This is a genomic window from Paenibacillus sp. 32O-W, from assembly GCF_007679495.1.
Taxonomy (GTDB): Bacteria; Bacillota; Bacilli; order Paenibacillales; family NBRC-103111; genus Paenibacillus_L; species Paenibacillus_L residui.
Map to the genome: position 1 here is coordinate 17,131 of NZ_VEGP01000033.1, position 21,301 is coordinate 38,431.

A 21,301-nucleotide genomic window follows, 5' to 3' on the forward strand; every position below is an offset into this window, starting at 1 on the left:
GATAATGATTTTGTAATGGACAAATCAACATTACAAATTGGATTACTATTTTACGTGTAATGTTGAGTTTCGATTCTTTGCCACTTAGCAGTGGGAAGTCGACTATCTTTAAAGAAGGTGGAGATGGCGGACAGATAACAATAGTCACGTAGAACATTGGAAGGAGCCTTGAATAAGCCGTCGTTGGTCTTATAAGGTTCAACAAGGCAGCCGGGTGGCTGTTTGGGATGATGTTTTTGAATGGCTGTTAGGTAAATTGATTTTACAGGGGGCGAGTCAATTGAAACCATTTTCCTTATTTAAGTCTGTTTGTGCAATTATTCTTACTCTCGCGATAACCGCATGTTCTTCCGGAAGCGGCAGCGGTAATGGAGACAGCGGCGGCGGAGGCCAATCGTCCGGAGAAGGTAGCGGCAAGGTTACAATCCGGCTGGCTACATGGGCGGGGGCGGATGAAGCTAAAGAACTGCAGCAGATACTCGACAAGCTGAACAATCAATCATCTACATATCAAATCATTCAAGATTCCAATCCTGCAGAATATGATACCCGTCTTCTGACCCAGCTTACAGGGCAATCCGGGCCCGATCTGCTCTGGATAAGCGCGCAGCGGGCCGCACAGTTCTCTTCTCAGAATGTGATGCTGGATATTACGGAGCGTCTTAAAGGGTCGGATCATCCCGCGGCCAATACAGAGGATTATTATGAAGCTTCACTGCAGCCTTTCACATATAAGGACAGGATCTACGGGCTTCCTTGGCTGCAGCAGCCTATTATGCTGTATGTGAACAAAGCTCTGTTCGATGAAGCGGGCATCGACTATCCCGACGAGTCTTGGAACTGGGATGACTTTATCCATGCAGCCAAAAAATTGACCAAGGATACAAGCGGAGCAACAGCGGATGATCCTGCGTTCAACGCTAATGCAGTAGCTCAATGGGGATTCACGGTCAATGGCTGGCCGCCGGTCCAAATGTTCATTTGGCAGAATGGAGGGGAGGTAATTACGGAGGATTTCCGGGAATCTCCGATCGATTCTCCCGAGTCGCTGGAAGCTTTCCGATTCTATGCTGATTTGATTAACGGCCCGCTGACTCCTTCCCAGCAGGTTATCCGCGACCGCGGTTTCGATCAAATGTTCAGGAGCGGTCAGGTAGCAATGTTTATGGGAGGTGCAGCCGACGATCTGGATTCAACGATAGATCATGTGCAGGCCTATCGGGTGCCGGCGGGGCCGGGAGGAATTAAAGCGACATTCGGCGATATTCTGGGCATGGGGATCAATGCCAAGACGAAAAATCCGGATGCAGCTTTCGAAGCCTTGGTCGATCTTACCGATGCGATTCATCATTGGAAAATCATGCCGCCGCGAACCTCGCTTGCCGATCTGAAGAAGCTGCAGGAAATGCATCCTAAGAAGTCTCACTCGTTAGAGGCGATAATTGCATCGATGGAGCATGCAAGGCCTTATCGGTACTTTGCGAATTATCCAGATTGGGACAATATATTCTGGAATCAGTTGATGGATCCGATAGTCAATGCGGGCACGGATCCGGAGGAGCTCATTCCGCAGGTGAAGAAGCTGCTGGATGGCGTGTTAAACAAATAGCCGAGGTTCATAAATGGAAAGGGTGGGAGGCAGTTATCGTTTCTGCCTCCTATTCCTGCTAGACAACAAATGGCCAACACATGACTTTGACGATCGAAAGGAGGCGGCGCTATGGAAAACTACACGGCAACGTTGATGCGCTGGCTGCTTGTTCCAGTGTGCTTGTTTGCTATTGCCGGCGCCCTCTATTTTATCTTTCTGAAGCTGGGCTGGAGGAAGCGGCAGGCTATGGGCGTAGCGCTCGTTTCCCCGTGGATGGTCGGATTTCTGATTTTTACCGCCTATCCTTTGCTTAATTCCCTGTATTTAAGCTTTACCGACTCCAGCTTATTTGGGAAGGCCAATTGGGTAGGGCTGGATAATTATATTTACTTGTTCACGAAGGATATCGAGTTCTGGCCTTCGATCCGGATTACTTTGCTGTACGCCGCTTTATCGCTGCCGATCGGGGTAGTCGGTGCGCTGCTGGTAGCGATGCTGTTGAACAACAAGATCAAGGGGATCGGTACGTTCCGAACGATTTATTTCCTGCCGGCCGTCCTGCCCGAAGTGGCTGTCGCGCTGCTCTGGAGATGGATGTTTAACAGTGAATCGGGCATTATCAATTACTCCCTTTCGCCGTTCTTTGCGCTATTCGGGATGGACAAACCCAATTGGTTCGGGGACCCGAATTACGTTCTTGGCGCCTTCATCATTATGAGCGTGTGGGGGATTTTCGGGACGAATACCGTTGTCTTCCTGGCCGGTCTGCAGGGAGTTCCGAGATCCTTGTATGAGGCGGCGGAAATCGATGGAGCGAACGCGTTGGCGAAGTTCCGGCACATTACCGTTCCGCAAATTTCGCCTGTCATTCTGCTTCAGGTGGTTATGGGGATGATTGGCGCGCTGCAGATTTTCACGATTGCGATGTTTGTCCGGCCAACCTCGGCCGCAGGCAAATTCATGAACCAGCTTGTGTATGAGCGGGGCTTCGCTGCTCTTCACATGGGCGAAGCTTCAGCAATCGCCTGGGTGCTGTTCATTATCATCCTCGTGCTTACGCTTCTGGTCTTTCGCTCAACCCCGGCCTGGGTTCACTATGAATCCGATATGCGGAAATAGGAGGTGATGTCGTGTTGAATGGAGCTTATGCCGTAACCGGGTCCTTGTCCAGAAAAAGCCTAAACCGAATAAAACGGACGCTCATTTATGCAGTCGTTACCTTATTGGCAGCGGTCATTCTCGTTCCTTTCTTCTGGATGCTGTCCACCGCGCTGCAGGCAGATGGAGATATTTTCGCTTGGCCGCCGCAGTGGTTTCCCGATCCGCCGCAATGGCACAATTTTATTGATGCGTGGACTGCCATGCCGTTCAACCGTTACTTAGTGAATACGTTGTTTATCGTCACGCTTGGAATCATCGGGGAAATGGCGAGCGCCACTATCGTGGCTTACGGCTTTGCCCGGTTCCGTTTTCCGGGGAGCGACTTCATCTTTCTAGTGCTGCTTGCCACCATGATGCTTCCTTTTCACGTGACGCTCATTCCGACGTTTCTAATTTGGCAGAAGCTAGGGCTAACCGGACAGTTCGATCCTCTCGTACTGCGCTCCTGGACCGCTTGGGGTCCGTTCTATATCTTTCTCTTGCGGCAATTTTTTCTGACGCTGCCGCGCGAGCTTGATGATGCGGCGGAGATAGACGGAGCCAATACGTTCCAAACGTTTTATCACGTCATGCTGCCGCAGATCGTTCCCGCATTACTGGCTGTGGCGATCTTTGCTTTTCGCGGGTATTGGAACGACTTCCTCGGTCCGCTGATCTATTTAACCAATATGGAGCTCTACACTTTAAATGTCGGAATGTATTTCTTTATGGGCGGAGTCAATGAAGCGCCTCAGTGGAATTATTTGATGGCCATGTCGACGCTCGTGGCCCTGCCGGTTATTGTGCTGTTTTTTGCCGCTCAGCGTTATTTCATAGAAGGTATTACTTTTACCGGAATTAAAGATTAACACAATAGATAGAGAAACCCGATGATAAGGAGGATACTTGTGGTAGAACCATGCCAAACAACAATGCAGCGCTGTCGGCTCAATCCTTTGATTACTCCGGGCGATATTGTGCCTTCGTTTCCTGAATGGGAGGTGCTTGGCGCCTTTAATGCAGGAGTTGCGCAGATTAATGATGAAATCATTCTATTGCTGCGTGTAGCGGAATCCCCCCGGCAGATGGATCCGAATCACTTATTGGTTCCCGTGCTGGACACGGATGTCTGCGATGGCGGTAAGGGCACACGAATGAAGACGGTAAAGCTCGACAGAAACGATCCGAATCTCGACTTTAGCGATCCTCGCGTTGTTCGTGACCGGGACGGCCGCACCCTGTATTTGACGTCCATATCGCATCTGCGGGTTGCCCGCAGCCGCGACGGCGAGCGTTTTACGATAGAGGAAAGCCCTAGTATAATGCCGGAAGGCCGGGCAGAGTGCTGGGGTATCGAGGATCCGCGCATTACTTTCCTCGATAACCATTATTACATTACTTACAGCGCGGTATCCGATAAGGGCGTCGGCGTCGGGCTGCTATCCACCCGGGACTTCGTCCGATTCCAACGGGAAGGGCTGATTTTGGCGCCGACTAACAAAGACGCCGTCATCTTTCCCGAGCGGATTGAAGGGCGTTATTACATGCTGCACCGCCCGGTTCCGGAAGGAATCGGGGCGCCTGAAATGTGGCTTGCCACTTCTTCGGATCTGAAGCATTGGGGGGATCATCAGTTTTTAATGGGATTAAGGGACGGATTGTGGGACGATCAGCGCATCGGGGCAGGCTGTGTTCCTATCAAAACCGATGACGGCTGGCTTGTCCTCTATCACGGGGCCGACCGGGCTAACCGGTATTGCATGGGGGCCGCTCTGTTGGATCTTCGGCAGCCGGGCCGGGTCATCGCCCGTCTGAAAGAACCTGTTTTATTTCCCGAGGCACCATATGAAATCAGTGGTTTCTTTAACCAGGTCGTATTTGCGTGCGGTGCTGTGGTGCGTGATAATCGAGTTACGATGTACTATGGCGTTTGTGACGAATCGATGGCCAGTGTAACTTTTGAACTGCAGCCGTTAATAAACCGATTAAAGGATCAAAGCGATCAATAATAGACTTGAAAGGAAAATCGGAGACAATGGGTGAATTAAAAAACAGCGGATTAAAATCGTGTTCTGTTCTGCTTGAAGCCTTCAGAAAAGGGGAAAGCAAGCCCTATAACGCTGAAAAGCTGCTTTTTGGCGGGGTAGGCGACCGGGACGTCTACAATATATCCGCTCCTTTTGAGGACGATGGAGAAATGGTCATAGCGGGAAGGGTGGAAGAGCGGAATAGCGAGGCTTCCGAAATTTACTTTTTTGTAATGCGCGATGGCCGCTGGGTACCGCGGGAGGGGGCTCCCGGCTTTGAGCTCCAGGACCCGTTCTTCACAAAAATTTCCGGGGAGCTGATTTTCGGCGGTGTAGAGACGTTTCCACATCCGCAGCGTGAAGGGGAGTTAAGCTGGCGGACCGTATTTTACAGAGGGAAGAAAGTGGCCGATTTGAAGCCGTTCTTTAGCGGTCCCGACCAGATGAAAGATTTGCGCTTAGTGCAGCTGCAGGATGGTAAGATCGGTATCTTCACCCGCCCACAGGGAGACAAAGGAGGGAGAGGCAAAATAGGCTTCACGAAGATCAATTCCCTCGATGAGCTGTCTCAAGAAGTGGTTTTGCAGGCTCCTCTTCTGCAAGGGCAATTTTCTGATGAAGAATGGGGGGGAGGCAACGAGGTTCACCTGCTCTCCAACGGTTTATTAGGCATACTGGGCCATATTGCACAGTTTGACGAACGGGGGGACCGTCATTATTATCCGATGATATTCGTGTTTGACCCGCACACCGAAACACATTCCGATATGGAAATTATCGCAGAGCGTGCCAACTTCGTAGAGGGCCCTGCCAAGCGCCCCGACCTGGTCGATGTTGTTTTTAGCGGCGGGCTGATTCGTCATTCGGACGGCACAGCGGATTTATATGCAGGCATCAGTGACGCGGAAGCACAGAAGGTGACGATCAAGGATCCGTTTGCCGGATATGAACGCCAGACAAAGTCTAAATGACCTATGTTCAAATGATAAAAAAGAAAGAGCGAGAGTTAGTGGACAACCACTAGCCTCGCTCTTTATTATAGAATCTTTTAACCGCTATGCCGGTTAAGGCGGTTATTCATTGCGGCTGTTAAAAATGGCGATGTATTTAAGCAGCTCGAGGACGGAGATCAATGCGGCGGCGACGTAGGTCAGCGCAGCGGCATTCAGTACCTTGGCGACTCCCGTTTCTTCCTCGTTCGTGATGAACCCTTCGGCCACCATCAAGCTGCGTGCCCGGCTGCTGGCGTTGAATTCAACCGGCAGAGTAACAAGCTGGAACAGGACAGCTGCCGAGAAGAAAATAATCCCGACAAGCAGCAGGAAATTAAATTGTTGAAAGATTATTCCGGCAATGATCAACAGCGGTGCAATCCCGGAGCTAAAGTTGACGGCCGGGAACATCCGGTGGCGCGCTACCAGCATCGGGTATGCTTCTTTATGCTGGATAGCATGACCAACCTCGTGGCATGCGACCGAAACGGCGGATATGGAATTTTCGTAATAAACCGGTTCGGAAAGGCGAACCACACGATTAATCGGATCGTAATGGTCGGTTAATGCTCCACGAACGGGTTCGATCGGCACATCATGCAGCCCGTTGGCATCCAGCATTCTCCGGGCAGCCTCATAACCGGTCAGGCCATACGTTGTCGGTACTTCGGACCACTTCCTGAAGGTGCCCTTAACCCGGAAGGAAGCCCAGATGGACAGACCGAAGGCAGCCAAAATCAAAAGGTCCCATGGGTAGTAGAAGAAGAACATACACAATCCCCCTGTTTATAGGATATAACGAAAAAAGATGAACCGATAAGTTCATAACGTTCGAAAAAGCTTGGCCTGGCAGCTCATACTAAGGCTTCAGTATGTCTGGAACAGCCGTTATAGAAGAGGGCCTTTGCCGAGTAAGAGCAGGAGAGCTTCGATGACGGCGGCGCTCTGCGGAGTCAGAAGTTTGTACAAATTCTTGGCCTGGTTCGGCTTGAGCTGGTCAATCAGAGGACTGAGCTCCTTGACTTCCTTCTCCAATTGCTGCATCTGCAGCTGCAGAGCGGCCAGCCTGTCATTCACTTGCTCGTCATTGCTGACCTTATTGATCAAATCAAGACTGCTCTTGATCTCTTCCAAGGTGAATTTCTCTCTCTTCATACTTTCAATACGTTTCAAACGGTTTAAGGTTTCATAGCTGTAATAACGATAATTGCTGTTCGACCGCTTCTCCGGAGAGATGAGCCCAAGCTTGGTATAATAATCAATTGTTCTTTGGCTGACATTCGCCATTCTAGCGATTTCTCCTATGCGAAATAGCTTGTTATCCCCATCCGGTTGTCCCCCTTTTCTAATATCTTCTATGCTTCATGATACATGAATATGAACCATACAGTCAAACGTTATGCTTTTGAATAAAGTGTGAATTATTTGGGGGTATACCCGCCGTTTTCCGTATTATTTATCCTAGTGGGACTACGGCGGTTAGCTCACCTTGGCGTCGGGCTTGATCAGGAAGAAAACGAGCCCCAGCGCCACTAATGATAAGGCGGACACCGTAATAAATACAATGGAATGGGATTTCTCCATCATCCATCCAAACAGGGGGGGACCGAAGGCAACGCCTAGAAAGCGCAGGCTATTGTACATGGATGTGATCATTCCGCGTTCCGACTTGGATACGGCGCCAGTTATCATTGTATTCAGACAGGGAAGAAGCAGGCCTGTGCCGATGCTGCTTAATGTAAGCAATCCGATGAAAATGTAGATATTGTTAAACAGAAATATCGTGAGCGCCAATGAAACCGTCATTAAGACGAGTCCGATATTCATCAGCCATCTCATCAATATGCCGTTCTTCTTAATAACACTCCCGGTCGTATACGAGGTAATCACCATGCCTAACAGCGGAATGGCCAGCACGAGACCTTTCACCACCCCGTCGATGGAATAGGGGGGTTCTTCCAGTATGTTAGATAAATAAAACAGAACTCCGAACAGGATAAAAAGCGCCAGGGAGCCCGCGAAGAAGGCGGTGACCAGCCAACTGGCCTTTTCTTTCATAATGCCGCCTATTTTCTGCGCATAGGCTTTGAATTTTAACGGTTCCTTCTCCCTCGCCGGTTCCTTGATCAACCAGATGACCGAAACGAGGGAAATGAAACAGAACACCGGAAAGGCGAAGAAGGCGGCGTACCATATGATTAAGGCCAGAAGAGAACCGATGATTGGACTTACCACTTTGCCTATGCCGTTGGAAGCTTCCGTCAAGCCAAGTACCTTGCTCTCGGTTGCGCCGTCATAGAGGTCGCCGACCAACGCCATTGCAATGGAGGCGGTGCCCGCTGCGCCGATTCCCTGCAGTGCCCGGGAAACGATAATAACCCAATAGGATTCCCAGACTGCTCCGAAGCCTGCGAGAATCCCCGCAGCTCCGTACAAGGTCAAGGAGGGGATAATTACGGCTTTGCGGCTGAAGCGGTCCGATAAATAACCGGAGAAGGGAATGACCAGACCGGCCGAAACGGAGAACAACGTAATGACCAAGCTGCTTTGGAACTGCGATATCCCAAGCTCCCGCTCCATATCGGGCAGGATGGGAATAAGCATGGAATTTCCCAGAACCAAGACAAGGGGGATGGAAGCAATGGCGAAAAATTCCCAAAAGCTCCCTTTGGATTTGCCGCCGTTCTTTTTACGTTTTTTGGGACGGGAAACAGGTTCTTCTATGTCGCTTTCGAAGGTGATATCCAAAGTGTTCGGCTTAGTTTTTTCCATCTTGGGGCTCCTCTACAGTGTTGTAATGATTTTACTTTTCCCGCCATGGACCTGATTCATTCCGGAGGCCGGAAGCCAAAAAGTTCAAACATTTGTACCGCTTTATGAATGGAAAAGAAGGCAATTTGGGATATTATTAGGTATACCCTAGTTTAGAAATGGATTTGAGATAATGAAAAGAAATTGGATTGTGTTGATCGGAATTGTTATCTTATCCGGGTTGGCCATTTATCAGAATCTTGCGGCGAAGGATAAGGAAGTGATTTTGCCGACGGAAACCGCTCCGAAGCCGGAGTTTCTGGCGCCGTCTTTCAGCCTCCAGGGATTGGACGGACAGACATATAATGTGGGCGGGGCGAGGGATAAGCCGTTGTTCCTGAATTTCTGGGCCTCCTGGTGCGGACCCTGCGAGATGGAAGCGCCCGACTTGAAGAGGTTATACGACAAGTATTCAGATCAATTGGATATGTACGCAGTCAACATTACAAGAAACGATAAGCTGGAGAATGCCAAGAAGTTCGTGGAACGGCATGAATTTACTTTTCCGGTTCTGCTGGACGAAGAGGGCAAGGCAAGCGAGCTCTATCAGTTTTATTTCATTCCGACAAGCTTCCTGATCGACCGGAACGGAGTCATCGCTGAGGTGATTAATTTGGTCGAGCCCAAGGAGCTGGAGCGCAAAATTAAAAAGCTGATCGATCGCTGAACAGACTTATGAACACCTATAGCAGCACGAAAAAAGCTGTCTGCCGGGAAGAGGTAATCTTCGCGGCGGACAGCTTTATTTAACCACATTAGAAAGTTTAAGTTCATTAAAACATTAAAATGGAACAACTTTCTAATTGGCATAAAAAGCTTCCTTTAAAACCGGGTTATTCGTCTTCGAAGAGGCTCCGTTAGGAGCTTTTTTTAATATAAGAAGGTATAAGTTAGTTACACCTTATACCTGTTCTTATGTTTCATCGGTAAACGCGCCTGTCCAAAGGACGACGATAACCGTTTAACCTTGGGGTAGTTTAGTGGTTAACGAGACCGAGCCGTGTCGGCGGTTGGGAATTCGCAGGCTCCAGCGGTTGTTTGCCGATCAGTGCGTAGCGCATACTATCGACAAGAGCATCCCAGCTCGCTTCGATGACGTTCTCGGAGACGCCGATTGTGCTCCACTTGGTGTTGGCGTCGGAAGATTCAATAAGCACCCGGACCTTGCTTGCGGTCGCATCCTTCTCGTTGATGACCCGGACTTTGTAGTCGGACAGGTGCATGTTCCGGATTTCCGGATAGAACTGCTCCAGAGCTTTGCGCAATGCGTTATCCAGTGCGTTCACCGGGCCGTTGCCTTCGGCGGCCATATAGACGGTGTTGCCGTGCATATTCAGCTTGACGATCGCTTCCGATGCCACCTTGTGATTGGCATTCTTCTCGACCAGGATCTTGAAGGAATCCAACGTGAAAATTTCCTCCAATTCACCGAATTCTTGACGGAGCAGCAGCTCCAGAGAAGCATCCGCTCCCTCGAATTGATAGCCTTGGTGCTCCAGCTGTTTAACCCTTTCAATCGCAAGCTTGGTCTTCTCGGGATCTTGGTCGATGTCCAGGTGAAGCTCCTGGGCTTTAAACAGCAAATTGCTCTGACCGGCCAGCTCGGATACGAGCACGCGCTGCTTGTTTCCGACCAGCTCAGGCTCAATATGCTCGTAAGTCTTCGGGTCCTTCAGAATGGCCGAGACGTGAATTCCGCCTTTATGTGCGAAAGCGGCAGTTCCCACATACGGTTGGTTAACGGGCATGTTCACGTTGGCGATTTCGCTCACGTAACGAGCCACACTGGTTAGCTGCTGAAGCTGGTTATCCGAAATACAGCGGTAGTTCAGCTTCAACTGAAGGTTCGGGATGATGGAGCACAGGTTCGCATTGCCGCACCGTTCCCCGTAGCCGTTAATCGTTCCCTGAACCTGAACCGCCCCAGCCTGTACGGCTGCGAGAGTATTGGCTGCAGCCAGCTCACAATCGTTATGGGTATGAATGCCGAGCGGGGTCTTCATCCGGCTCTTCACATTGGATACGATTTCGAAAATTTCCCCGGGCAGTGTACCCCCATTCGTATCACACATGACCAGCCAGTCCGCTCCCGCTTCCTGAGCTTTCTCCAGTACGGCTATGGCGTACTCCGGGTTATGCTTGTAACCGTCGAAGAAATGCTCTGCGTCGAAGGAAACCTCCAAGCCCTTCTGCTTCAAATAGGATATCGAATCGAATACCATCGCCAGATTTTCTTCCAAAGTCGTCTGCAATGCCGTTGTTACATGAAAATCCCATGCCTTGCCCACAAGAGAAGAGACCCGGACTCCGGAATCGACGATCCGGTTCAGGCTCGCATCATGTTCGGCTACCGAATGCTTCCGTCGGGTGCTGCCGAAGGCTACGATCTTCGCATTGAAGTTATGCTGCTTGACCCTCTGGAAAAACTCGATGTCCTTGCTGTTGCTGCCGGGATTGCCTCCCTCGATATAATGAACGCCCAAAGCGTTAAGACGCAGCGCGATCTTGAATTTATCCTCAGCCGATAGACTGATTCCTTCTCCCTGGGTTCCATCCCGCAATGTTGTATCGAAGACAAAAATTTGATTAGACATGTCCGCCCCCTCAGAATTTCCGATTCCAGTCGAATCTTTTATCACTTAATTATAACATCTAGTCCCGTATGAAAACAGTGGCTTTCTCTTTATAATTCAGAAACAAAGTTTGGGCTCGGCAGAAGCAGTGATGATGTGATGATCGGAAATTCGAACCTCTGCAGACAACCTCCTCTCAGCCGGTCATCCTGTGGAGGTACCCACAGGGATTTTTCTCCTCTTTAAGCAATAACAAGAAGGATTGCAGCGGCATCGGGACCGGAAGCTTGACCGCCGAACCGACTGGTTGTATGCTGATAATGGTTAAAATAAATTAGGGAGGTGCTGCACCATGTCTACAAGACCGACGAGAACTTTAGAACCGGTTCCCAATCCACATCCTGACCGCGAATACGAGGTTGAGATCGAATGCCCGGAATTTACGGCATTATGTCCCGTTACCGGCCAGCCGGATTTTGCGACCATTACTTTTAAATATATTCCCGGTCCTTATATCGTTGAACTGAAGTCATTGAAGCTGTATTTATGGAGCTTCCGTGACGAGGGGCATTTTCATGAGGATGTCACGAATGCAATACTGAAAGACTTCGTGGATTTTATTAAGCCGCGCAAGCTTCAGGTTACCGGCAAATTCAATGTGCGGGGCGGAATATATACCACGGTTCGCGCCGAGTATGAAGAAGGCCAGTGACTATTATCCGCGCAATGGAAGGGTCATTCTGCATATTGATATGAATGCCTTCTATTGCTCCGTTCACGAAGCGTCAGAGCCCGACCTCTATGCCGGCAAGCCGATCGCGGTAGCCGGCAGCGTCGAGCTGCGCAAAGGCATCATCGTCACGTCCTCTTACGCAGCCAGAGCACGAGGAATCCGCACCGGGATGCTGGTTGGCCAGGCTCTCAGGCTGTGCCCGGACCTTCTTCTTATCCGTCCGGACTTCGAGCTGTACAGGGATTTTTCCCGGAAGTTCATCCAGTTGGTGTACCAATATTCTCCGTTAGTCGAAACGATGTCTATTGACGAATGCTTCGTAGATATTACCGGTTCGAGCCAGTTCGGCACGCCGCTGGAAATCGCCCGGGAGATTCAGCAGAGAATCCGTATGGAGCTGTCGCTCCCTTGCTCTATCGGTGTAGCTCCCAATAAGCTGTTGGCCAAGATGGCTTCGGATATGAAGAAGCCTAACGGGATATCGGTGCTCCGCTTGAGAGATGTGCCTAAGCTGCTTTGGAGCAGGCCCTGCAAAGAGCTGTACGGGATCGGCTCCAAAACGGCTTCCAAGCTTCTTAAGCTGAATATCCGCACGATCGGTGAGCTTGCCGCCGCCGACGAACAGATTCTGGTCAGGCAGTTCGGAGTCTACGGCCAATGGCTCAAGCAGTCAGCCAACGGCTTGGATGACTCGCCGGTCAAGGCGGAGAAAGAACCGAACAAATCGATCGGACATACGACCACACTGCCGTATAACTTTACCGATCCGGAGGATATCCGTCGCGTATTCCTCAATCTGGCCGATCAGACCGCCAGAAGAATGCGGAGGCAGAAGCTGGTCTGCACTACCGTCCAGATTACGATTCGCGACCCGGACATGAAGACGATAACGCGATCGACGACCTTAAATCAGCCTACGGAGCATACGGACCTTATTTACAAGGAAGCCTGCCGGTTATTTCAGCTCAATTGGGAAACGGGCAAGCCCGTCCGCTTATTGGGCATTACGCTGCAGAACCTGCAGCCCAAAGCGGAGGCGGCGATCCAGCTTGATCTGTTCGAATTGGAGCAATCGTGTAAGAAGGACAAGCTGAACGAAGCGATGGACCAAATCCGGGATAAATTCGGGGAAAGCTCCCTGCTGACGGCAGGAATGATTGGAGAGGATCCGTCTTCGCTGATACGCAATCATAAAATTCGGGGGACTTCTCTGCAAACCGATTTTTTGCGCAGCGCAGATGACGAAGGATGACACTAATCCGTACTTCAATGAAGATAGCGGAGAACATTCAATCAGTTTAGCTTTAATAGTATAGTGATTTGAGCGGGAAGAAGACCGGGAACCCGACAGCGGCGGGTATTGAGAATAGCGGCCCGGACATTAGTCCGTACCCGGAAAGAAGCGTACAACCATTTCATCGAATAACTAACCAAGATCAAGAAATATTCGGATTGAGTCCTAAGGAGGAATCATTGGCAATGGGTAAGTACAGTTGGGTGGACAAAGAAACATGCATTGCATGCGGTGCATGTGGAGCGACTGCCCCAGACATCTATGATTACGATGACGAGGGACTTGCCGAAGTCATCTATGATGATGATCAGAACAGAGGGATTAAAGAAATCCCAGAACATCTGTTTGATGATCTTCAGGATGCTCAGGACGGCTGTCCGACCGATTCGATTAAAGTTGCGGATGAGCCCTTCGATATGTAATTTTGCCTCTTGGCTTTCTTGGCCGCCTCACAGATGGGGCGGTTTTTTATTTCTATAATGCTACAAGAGTACTCCGTTTATTTTAGTTTATATCCCGGTCCAGATTTGCCGATATAACGGGTAGAGGATTTTGCGACAGTCCGCTCGCTGGCCATCATTTATAACATGACGGCTGGGAAGGCCTTGCAACCGGATTGTTGAGAAACACATTGGCAAAGGAGGCTTAATGTTATGAAGAACGGTGCCGATGGATACAAGCCCGGCCGGCCCCATCGACCAGCACAACCTGCGGAGAAGGCGTCCGGGCAGCCCCCGGAAGGCGAGGATGGCAAGGGTCCTTCGGATTATGTGGATGAGGACACTCCCCAATATCTTAAACAATACATAACGCAGCATCCATCAAGCAAAATGGCATGGTATTTGCTCGGCAAAGAATACGAGAGTCAAGGCAAGGCGGCCAAAGCCCGCTATTGCTATTTCAGAGCGGAGGAAATCTACGAGGCCTTCGAAAAGAAAGCCATCCAGCCCCATGCCACGGATGAGGTGCAGAATGAAGGAGATCAAGCCAACAGGAAGCTTAAGCGCATTACTGCAGGGCTTCTGCTGTTGCTGCTGCTTCTTCTGCTGCCCTCTTCTCTGGATGGGGATTTGTTCGTCCAGGAGAAGCAGGGGGAGACGGAAGGTGCTGAGGCGAAAGCCGCAGATTTGAATTCGGAAGGAGATAAGCCGGAAGAGGAGGATGAAGCGGACCGGCTTCCACGGGTAATTCTGCAGGCGGATGAGGAGCTTGGGAAGTCTGAATCCGGTCGGCAGAACGGCCGGCTTCCTATCCGGATTTATAATCAGGAAACTGTATGGGGGGAGCTGGGCAGGGCAGGCCCGTGGACAATGTGGGGAGAGGAAGCCAGAGTGATTGCAGGGGTGCGTCCGTCCGGGACCGCCGGCAAATACGAGCTGGAAGTGTATGATCCCGAGCTATGCCAATGCGAGCCGGTCGAATCCGCAGCCGCGCATAGCCAATTGCTGCGTTGGATGAAGGAGAGAGAGGAAATGCTGGTGCTGCAATCGGCAATCGTCGCTTATCAGTCTCTTTATGGCAAGCCGCCGGAAGAAGCGGCCGATCTGACCGGGGATTATCCCGCCAATGTATTATCCTATACGAGTAAGAGAATGGAGGCGGCTTTTGCAGAATATAGGGACAAGCTGTTTCCGTCCGGAAATGCCCCCCTTACTTCCGGTGAATCCGGTGAAAATGACGAAGAAGAGGGAGTATCGCCGCAGGCTCCTTTGGAAATTATTGTAGATAAGAGCAATCATCGTTTGGCTCTGGTGAGTGGAAACACTATCATTCGCAATTATCCGGTAGGTCTTGGCGGAGACCGCACTCCGGAAGGTGAATTTTATATCAGTGAGAAAGTGGTGGACCCCAAGGGTAAGAAGAACGGTGAATTCGGGAGCAGGGGAATGACCTTGTCCGATACGCTATATGCAATCCACGGCACTAATCAGCCGTCCAGTATTGGTGAAGACCGCTCGCTCGGCTGTGTGCGGATGCTGGATGAGGATGTGAAGGAATTGTACGGGATGGTGCCGATGGGAACGAAGGTATCCATCGTGTCGGAAGGGCTTCCTGAGCAAGTTGTCAGAGGGGCTGTCAAGATGGAACTGCCGGTAGGGGACAATGAAACCAATCCCGGCAAGGTCTACGAATGGTTGAACTAGCCGTTGGTCTGTCCCCTCTACAATGAAATAGAAAAATACCGGGCTTCTCTAGCTGTTTACGATCAGCAGCACAGCCATCAAAATAACGATCGCGGCAAAAATACCGCCTGCCCAAATAATCGCCTTTTTGTTAACTTCTTCTTTCGTTTTGCGCTGCGAGTAAGGCATTGGCTTTCTTTTCATCGCTTCCCAGCAACCTTTCTTTCTATACTGCCTATATTCTATCACAATCTTTCCGGTTTGACAGCGTCCTCATATGCATTTGAGAGAGAAGAGAATTCCCCCGGCCCGCGAATGCCGCATGTATTGGCTATTTCGCGGCATCTTGCGGCGCCGGATGGGGATGGTCCGCTTCCTTGCGGAGGATCGGGTCAAGTTGCATCTTTCTTTTTTTTTCGCAAGGAGGTAAACTGTTCGTTGGGACTATTAGCGAACGGAGTTGTTGATATGCTGTACCGATCTATAGGCAAACATATCTTTTTCCGGATGGATGCGGAGAAGGCTCACCATCTTGTTGTTAACGGACTGGACAAGGTTTCGCGTATCCCGGGAATGACTTCCTGGATGAAGACGATATATGGAACCCCTCCCTCACCTAAGCTGAATGTCAAGCTATGGGATCTGGAGTTCCCTAATCCGATCGGACTGGCCGCCGGATTGGATAAGAACGGGCAGGCCGTTCCTGGTTTCTCATCGATCGGCTTCGGATTTATGGAGGTTGGTACGGTAACTCCGAAGCCTCAGCCGGGGAATGACCGTCCGCGGTTGTTCCGGCTTCCGGAGGACCTTGCATTGATTAATCGAATGGGGTTTAATAATGTTGGAGCCGATCAGATGGCGGAGAATTTGCGCCGAACCGGCCAACGAACCATTCCGGTGGCGGTGAATATCGGCAAGAACAAAATAACCCCTAATGAAGAGGCGGAACGGGACTATCGCGAATGTTTGCGCAAGCTCTACCCCTACGGGGATTTTTTTGTGGTTAATATCAGTTCGCCTAACACGCCCGATCTGCGAAAGCTGCAGCATGGCGACGATTTACGAAAGCTTCTGGAAGCGGTAATGGAAGAACGGGATCAGCAAACTCAATCCGGTGCTCAGAAGAAGCCGGTGCTTGTAAAAATCGCTCCGGACATTTCCGGGGAAGATTTGGAGTATATTATGGATACGATCCTGGCCAGCCCGGTATCCGGAATTATTGCCACGAACACGACGATTCGCAGGGAAGGTCTGGTTCATCGGAATGCTTCCGAAACCGGAGGATTAAGCGGCAAGCCGCTGACGGATCGATCCACCGAGGTCATTCGCGGCATTTACCGCCTGACCCGCGGCCGCATTCCGATTATCGGATGCGGAGGTATTTTCACAGCGCAGGACGCTTATGACAAAATCCGCGCAGGGGCTAATCTGGTCGAAGTGTATACCGCCTTAATCTACGAAGGCCCCGCACTGATCAAACGATTAAATGCCGGTTTGTTGGAGCTGCTGGAAAGAGACGGATGGTCCCATATATCCGAAGCTGTCGGTGCGGACGTACCGGAATAGACGGCGAGAGGAGGGAATGCAATGGATGGAAGAGATTGGAGTAAATTTCTTCTTCCTTACGAACAAGCCGTTGAAGAACTGAAAGTGAAATTTAAGACGCTTCGTTCGGAATTGAAAAGTCGCGAAGAATATTCCCCCATTGAATTTGTTACTGGAAGGGTTAAACGAATCTCCAGTATATTGGAGAAAGCGAAAAAGCTGAATGTCTCCATGGACGATATCGAAACAGGGATCGAAGACATTGCAGGCATTCGAATAATGTGCCAGTTTGTGGAAGACATTCAGAGACTGACGGAATTGATCCGTCAGCGTCAGGATATGAAGGTTGTCTACTGCAAGGATTATATCACCTACAAAAAAGCCAGCGGCTACCGGAGCTATCATATTATCGTGGAATATCCGGTACAGTCCGCACTGGGGATGAAAATCGTTCTGGCAGAAATTCAGATTCGAACCCTAGCCATGAATTTCTGGGCCACAATAGAACATTCATTGAATTATAAATATAAAGGGGCGCTGCCGGAGGATGTGACCCGCCGTTTGAGCAAGGCGGCGGAGGCGGCCTACCTGTTGGATCAGGAAATGTCCAGCATTCGCGACGAAATTATGGAATCGCAGATGCTGTTCGAAGATAAGTCGGTACTGGTTTCCAAGGTGTTGAACGATATTCAGCAGCTGTATTTTTACCGGAGGGTCCGCGAAGCGGTCCAATTCCAGCTCAAGTTCAACGAACTATGGGAAGCGGAAGATATATGGAGCTTGAAAAAGCTATCCTTATCCATAGAGGAAGCGATTGCAAGGGCTAAAAAAGAGCTTGATCGCAAATAAGTCATTTACCCCCTGTTATCTGTCTGTTGGCGCCGGATTACAGGGGGTTCTTTCATATAAGGAGGGGAAATCATGGAGTACAGTCCGCTATATTTGGCTTATCTGCACTATTTCAATACGGAAAGAGATTATTTCGAATGTCACGAAGTGCTTGAGGAGCTCTGGCTGGAAGAGGGCAGAAACCTTTTGTACCAAGGTCTGCTTCAGGTTGCCGTTGCCTTGTATCATTTTCGCAACGGCAATAGGAACGGAGCCCGTAAAATGTTTACGCAGGCTATCGATAAGCTGCGCAAGTATCCGCCGGATTCGTTGGGAATAGATTTGGGACAGCTATTGAGCGAGAGTGAGAAGTATCGGGAGAAGCTGGAGAATATAGATCAGGAGCCGTTCGAATTCTACGATCTGACGATTAGTATCGTGGATCCGGCGCTCAAGGAGAAGGTCGCGGATTGGGCGATCAATCCCCAACCTCTGCACGAAGAAGATTAACCGGCGGACCAATAGACGGGCAAATAAAAAAAGCAGCTCAAGGCTGCTATATTTAATAATATATAAGTTCCAAAGTATCCGGAATACATTCCGAAGGTTACGCGCTACATTGCAATGTTGTTTTATTGGTCCAAAATTTACTGTTTATATTTTTCAAAAAATTGCTTATATTCATTTTGGGGTACTTCACCTACGATGCGATCTACCTCAACACCCTCTTTAAAGTAGGCAAGCACTGGCCAGGACTGGATATTATAGGTGCTTAAGTAATTTCTGAACTCCAGTATGTTGAACTGCTTTAATTCGATTCCCATATCCTGTGACATTGGATAAACGATCGGCGTTACCCGCTGGCAAAAATGGCAGTCCGGGGAGAAGAAATAGACGAACATCGATTCCTTGTTGTTAACGCTTTTCGCCAGATCTTCAGGCAGAACGATGCTCTGATAATTGGGATCCTCCAGCTGCTTAACCGTATCGGGATGCAGCTTGCTGGCCGAAACTCCGTACAGTTCCTTGGCTTTGCTATCTTTGGAGCTGACGGTGGCCTTGTTAATCACAAATAATAGAACGAACACCGCAACAATGATCGAAAGATAAATCGCTAATTTTTTCATAGTTCCCACCTTTCCGTAACCTATTATAGCATGATTGATTTCTGTTTTTCATGATTTATTGTTATATTTTCTCTGAAACTAGCAAATTGTTGACGAAAGAGTGAACACCATGACGATAGAGCTTCCAGAAGCTTTTATAAGAAAAATGAAGAGCCTGCTCAAGGACGAATTCCAAGATTTCTATAGCTCCTACAATGACCCGCGCCATTATGGGGTGAGGATCAATACGTTGAAAGTGGCGGCACAACAGTTCGCCACAATATCTCCCTTCGCCCTGGAGAGAGTGCCGTGGTGTCCGACGGGCTTCTATTATCCGGAAGGAGAGCGGCCGGGGAAGCATCCCTATTACCATGCCGGCCTGTACTATATTCAGGAGCCGAGCGCGATGCTTCCCGTAGAGCTGCTAGAGATTCGTCCCGGCGACCGCGTGCTCGATCTGTGCGCGGCTCCCGGAGGGAAAACGACCCAAATCGCCGCCAAGCTGCAGGGAACAGGGCTTATCGTGGCTAACGACAATCAGGCCGAACGAGTCAAAGCGCTGGTGAAAAATGTGGAAATGGCCGGCATCCGCAACGCTATTGTACTTAATGACCTTCCGGAAAGAATGATTACCAGCTTTGCCGATTATTTCGATAAGATTTTAATCGATGCTCCCTGCTCGGGAGAAGGAATGTTCCGGAAGGAGCCGGAAATGGCCGCTCAATGGGAGAAGCATTCTGTGGAGCGCTGCTCGGCGATGCAGAAGGACATACTGGAGAGTGCGGCCTTGATGCTTACTGAGGGAGGCAGAATCGTCTACTCCACCTGCACCTTCTCCCCGGAGGAGAACGAAGCCATGATCGTCTCCTTCCTGAAGAGACATCCGGAGTTTCGGCTTGTTCCCGTGCAGGCGGAAGGATGCTCAATCGGCAGAGCGGACTGGAGCGGGCTTACCTCATGGAAGAATGATGACGCAGCGGAAGGAAGCGGCATTCCCGGTCCGGCGCCACTGCCTGGAACTGTCCGGCTGTGGCCGCATCTGGTGCGGGGGGAGGGGCATTTTGCAGCGGTGCTCGAGAAGGCCCATGCGGCTCACGCAGCTTCGACGGAAGAACGCGACGTTCAAGCATCAGTCCGCATCCGTTCGGCCGATGAGCATACCTTGTCGGCCTCTCGCGCAGGCCAAATTAAGGTGAATGCCGCCGCAGGCAGGCTGGCAAGGAAGGCCGCAGAGCCCGGCAAGAGGGGGCATAAGGAGGTCGAGGCAGGACGCAGTAGACGGGACAAGAACGGCAAGGGTAAACCGATAGAGACTCTCATGGCGGCGAATGCGGCATGGGAAGCCTTTATTAAGGAACATCTGACCGTTCATCCGCCCGGCGAGCTCGTAGTGTACGGGGACCATCTGTATCTGACACCGGCTTACCCACCGGCTCTCGATGGACTTAAAGTGTCGAGACCCGGTTGGTACGTCGGTACGATCCGCCACAACCGGTTTATACCATCGCACGCCCTGGCCATGGGATTGAAAGCGGAGGAAGCTGTCCGCCGGGTGAATTTATCCTCGCAATCTATGGAGGCGGTCAACTATTTAAGAGGCGATACACTTCCGGTGGCGGAGGTTGATCTACTTAGAGCGGGCCAATGTCCTGCCAAAGGCTGGTGTCTGGTTTGTATAGACGGCTATGCTGCCGGCTGGGGAAAATGGCAGGACGGAATACTGAAGAATGAATACCCGCCGGGATGGAGGATGACTTGATATGAAAGCGACCCAGCGTCTGGATAAGCTGCTGGCACATACGGGCTGGGGTACACGCAGCGAAATCAAAAAGCTGATCAAACGGGGAGCCGTTCTCGTTAACGGAACCGTAGTGAAAGACAGCGGTTTGCAAATCGATCCGCAACAGGATAAGATTCGGGTAGATGGAGAACCCGTTGAGTATAAGGAATTCATTTATATTATGATGAACAAGCCGCAGGGGGTTATTTCGGCCACCGAAGACGTCAGGGAACGGACGGTGCTCGATTTGCTCGGTCCGGAGGTCAGTCATTTCCGCGTGTTTCCTGCCGGTCGGCTGGATAAGGATACGGAGGGTTTGCTTCTGTTGACCAATGACGGCAAGCTGGCTCACAATTTGCTCTCCCCTAGAAAGCATGTCCCCAAAACCTATTACGCGGAAGTGGAGGGGAAGGTCACCGAGGAGGACGTTGAAGCATTCAAGCGGGGAGTCCGGCTGGATGACGGCTATGTGACTCTTCCCGGCGAGCTCGTTATATTGGACGTTAAGGATGGAGAGCGTCCGCTTTCCAAAATTGAGCTTACGATCCGAGAAGGCAAGTTTCATCAAGTCAAAAGAATGTTTCAAGCTGTAGACAAGCTGGTAGTCTATTTGCAGCGAATTTCAATGGGAACCCTTCGCCTCGATCATCATCTGCCGCTCGGTGGCTATAGAGAATTGACAGAGGATGAGTTGAAGGGATTGAAAGACGGAACGCTATAGAAGAAAGAGAATCAAACCAGAGATTGACAAGACGCAA

At 50.3% G+C, this 21,301-nt stretch carries 21 protein-coding genes; 15 read left to right on the forward strand and 6 right to left on the reverse strand.

Annotation, left to right across the window (positions count from 1 at the left end; all coding sequences use genetic code 11):
• Nucleotides 1-280: 280 nt before the first annotated feature.
• The 5 genes from FS806_RS14245 (at nucleotide 281) to FS806_RS14265 (ending at nucleotide 5,729) form a co-directional block, all read left to right on the forward strand.
• Entirely contained in the window at nucleotides 281-1,609 is a 1,329-nt protein-coding gene (locus tag FS806_RS14245; RefSeq protein ID WP_144937666.1) for an ABC transporter substrate-binding protein, read from the forward strand.
• A 111-nt stretch (nucleotides 1,610-1,720) separates the two neighbouring features.
• Nucleotides 1,721-2,710, forward strand: a complete 990-nt coding sequence (locus FS806_RS14250; protein ID WP_144937669.1) for a carbohydrate ABC transporter permease — start codon at nucleotides 1,721-1,723, stop codon at nucleotides 2,708-2,710.
• A gap of 11 nt (nucleotides 2,711-2,721) precedes the next feature.
• Nucleotides 2,722-3,600, forward strand: a complete 879-nt coding sequence (locus FS806_RS14255) for a carbohydrate ABC transporter permease (protein ID WP_144937672.1) — start codon at nucleotides 2,722-2,724, stop codon at nucleotides 3,598-3,600.
• 63 nt (nucleotides 3,601-3,663) lie between these two features.
• Nucleotides 3,664-4,740, forward strand: coding sequence for a glycoside hydrolase family 130 protein (locus tag FS806_RS14260; protein ID WP_144937775.1), 1,077 nt, complete (start codon nucleotides 3,664-3,666; stop codon nucleotides 4,738-4,740).
• A 26-nt stretch (nucleotides 4,741-4,766) separates the two neighbouring features.
• Nucleotides 4,767-5,729 carry an MTP-1 family protein gene (locus FS806_RS14265; protein WP_144937675.1) on the forward strand — a complete coding sequence of 321 codons (963 nt, stop codon included), beginning with the start codon at nucleotides 4,767-4,769 and terminating at the stop codon, nucleotides 5,727-5,729.
• Nucleotides 5,730-5,831: 102 nt separating this feature from the next.
• Here FS806_RS14265 and FS806_RS14270 read toward each other — a convergent pair whose 3' ends face one another.
• The 3 genes from FS806_RS14270 to FS806_RS14280 form a co-directional block, all read right to left on the reverse strand.
• On the reverse strand, nucleotides 5,832-6,521 hold the full coding sequence (locus FS806_RS14270) for a zinc metallopeptidase (RefSeq protein WP_144937678.1): 690 nt from the start codon (nucleotides 6,519-6,521) through the stop codon (nucleotides 5,832-5,834).
• A 117-nt stretch (nucleotides 6,522-6,638) separates the two neighbouring features.
• Complete coding sequence (locus tag FS806_RS14275) at nucleotides 6,639-7,100, reverse strand: MerR family transcriptional regulator (RefSeq protein ID WP_260982095.1); 462 nt, start codon at nucleotides 7,098-7,100, stop codon at nucleotides 6,639-6,641.
• A 129-nt stretch (nucleotides 7,101-7,229) separates the two neighbouring features.
• Nucleotides 7,230-8,522, reverse strand: a complete 1,293-nt coding sequence (locus FS806_RS14280) for an MFS transporter (RefSeq protein WP_144937683.1) — start codon at nucleotides 8,520-8,522, stop codon at nucleotides 7,230-7,232.
• A gap of 172 nt (nucleotides 8,523-8,694) precedes the next feature.
• On the opposite strand from FS806_RS14280, the gene FS806_RS14285 reads away from it, so the two are divergent.
• Entirely contained in the window at nucleotides 8,695-9,228 is a 534-nt protein-coding gene (locus tag FS806_RS14285; RefSeq protein ID WP_144937686.1) for a TlpA family protein disulfide reductase, read from the forward strand.
• A 310-nt stretch (nucleotides 9,229-9,538) separates the two neighbouring features.
• Here the strand turns inward: FS806_RS14285 and cimA are convergent, their stop codons facing one another.
• Nucleotides 9,539-11,155: a citramalate synthase gene (gene cimA, locus FS806_RS14290; RefSeq protein ID WP_144937689.1), complete on the reverse strand. Its 1,617-nt coding sequence runs from the start codon at nucleotides 11,153-11,155 to the stop codon at nucleotides 9,539-9,541.
• A 331-nt stretch (nucleotides 11,156-11,486) separates the two neighbouring features.
• On the opposite strand from cimA, the gene queF reads away from it, so the two are divergent.
• The 4 genes from queF to FS806_RS14310 all read left to right on the forward strand — a co-directional run bounded on the left by queF (nucleotide 11,487) and on the right by FS806_RS14310 (nucleotide 15,305).
• Nucleotides 11,487-11,846, forward strand: a complete 360-nt coding sequence (gene queF / locus FS806_RS14295) for a preQ(1) synthase (protein ID WP_144937692.1) — start codon at nucleotides 11,487-11,489, stop codon at nucleotides 11,844-11,846.
• Nucleotides 11,830-13,119: a DNA polymerase IV gene (locus FS806_RS14300; protein ID WP_144937695.1), complete on the forward strand. Its 1,290-nt coding sequence runs from the start codon at nucleotides 11,830-11,832 to the stop codon at nucleotides 13,117-13,119. Before queF ends, FS806_RS14300 begins: the two co-directional genes overlap by 17 nt.
• Before the next feature lie 227 nt (nucleotides 13,120-13,346).
• Entirely contained in the window at nucleotides 13,347-13,583 is a 237-nt protein-coding gene (locus FS806_RS14305) for a ferredoxin (protein ID WP_144937698.1), read from the forward strand.
• A gap of 231 nt (nucleotides 13,584-13,814) precedes the next feature.
• Complete coding sequence (locus tag FS806_RS14310; RefSeq protein WP_144937701.1) at nucleotides 13,815-15,305, forward strand: L,D-transpeptidase; 1,491 nt, start codon at nucleotides 13,815-13,817, stop codon at nucleotides 15,303-15,305.
• Nucleotides 15,306-15,353: 48 nt separating this feature from the next.
• Here FS806_RS14310 and FS806_RS26735 read toward each other — a convergent pair whose 3' ends face one another.
• Complete coding sequence (locus tag FS806_RS26735; RefSeq protein WP_260982093.1) at nucleotides 15,354-15,488, reverse strand: hypothetical protein; 135 nt, start codon at nucleotides 15,486-15,488, stop codon at nucleotides 15,354-15,356.
• Nucleotides 15,489-15,752: 264 nt separating this feature from the next.
• On the opposite strand from FS806_RS26735, the gene FS806_RS14315 reads away from it, so the two are divergent.
• The 3 genes from FS806_RS14315 (at nucleotide 15,753) to FS806_RS14325 (ending at nucleotide 18,167) form a co-directional block, all read left to right on the forward strand.
• Nucleotides 15,753-16,850, forward strand: a complete 1,098-nt coding sequence (locus tag FS806_RS14315; RefSeq protein ID WP_144937778.1) for a quinone-dependent dihydroorotate dehydrogenase — start codon at nucleotides 15,753-15,755, stop codon at nucleotides 16,848-16,850.
• Between the two features lie 21 nt (nucleotides 16,851-16,871).
• A complete protein-coding gene (gene yjbM, locus FS806_RS14320; protein ID WP_144937704.1) occupies nucleotides 16,872-17,678 on the forward strand; it encodes a GTP diphosphokinase in 807 nt (268 codons plus the stop codon).
• A gap of 72 nt (nucleotides 17,679-17,750) precedes the next feature.
• On the forward strand, nucleotides 17,751-18,167 hold the full coding sequence (locus FS806_RS14325) for a DUF309 domain-containing protein (RefSeq protein WP_144937707.1): 417 nt from the start codon (nucleotides 17,751-17,753) through the stop codon (nucleotides 18,165-18,167).
• Between the two features lie 137 nt (nucleotides 18,168-18,304).
• Here the strand turns inward: FS806_RS14325 and FS806_RS14330 are convergent, their stop codons facing one another.
• Nucleotides 18,305-18,784: a thioredoxin family protein gene (locus tag FS806_RS14330; protein WP_144937710.1), complete on the reverse strand. Its 480-nt coding sequence runs from the start codon at nucleotides 18,782-18,784 to the stop codon at nucleotides 18,305-18,307.
• A 109-nt stretch (nucleotides 18,785-18,893) separates the two neighbouring features.
• On the opposite strand from FS806_RS14330, the gene FS806_RS14335 reads away from it, so the two are divergent.
• Entirely contained in the window at nucleotides 18,894-20,522 is a 1,629-nt protein-coding gene (locus FS806_RS14335; RefSeq protein WP_144937713.1) for an RsmF rRNA methyltransferase first C-terminal domain-containing protein, read from the forward strand.
• A 1-nt stretch (nucleotide 20,523) separates the two neighbouring features.
• On the forward strand, nucleotides 20,524-21,264 hold the full coding sequence (locus tag FS806_RS14340; RefSeq protein ID WP_144937716.1) for a pseudouridine synthase: 741 nt from the start codon (nucleotides 20,524-20,526) through the stop codon (nucleotides 21,262-21,264).
• The last annotated feature ends 37 nt before the right edge of the window (nucleotides 21,265-21,301 follow it).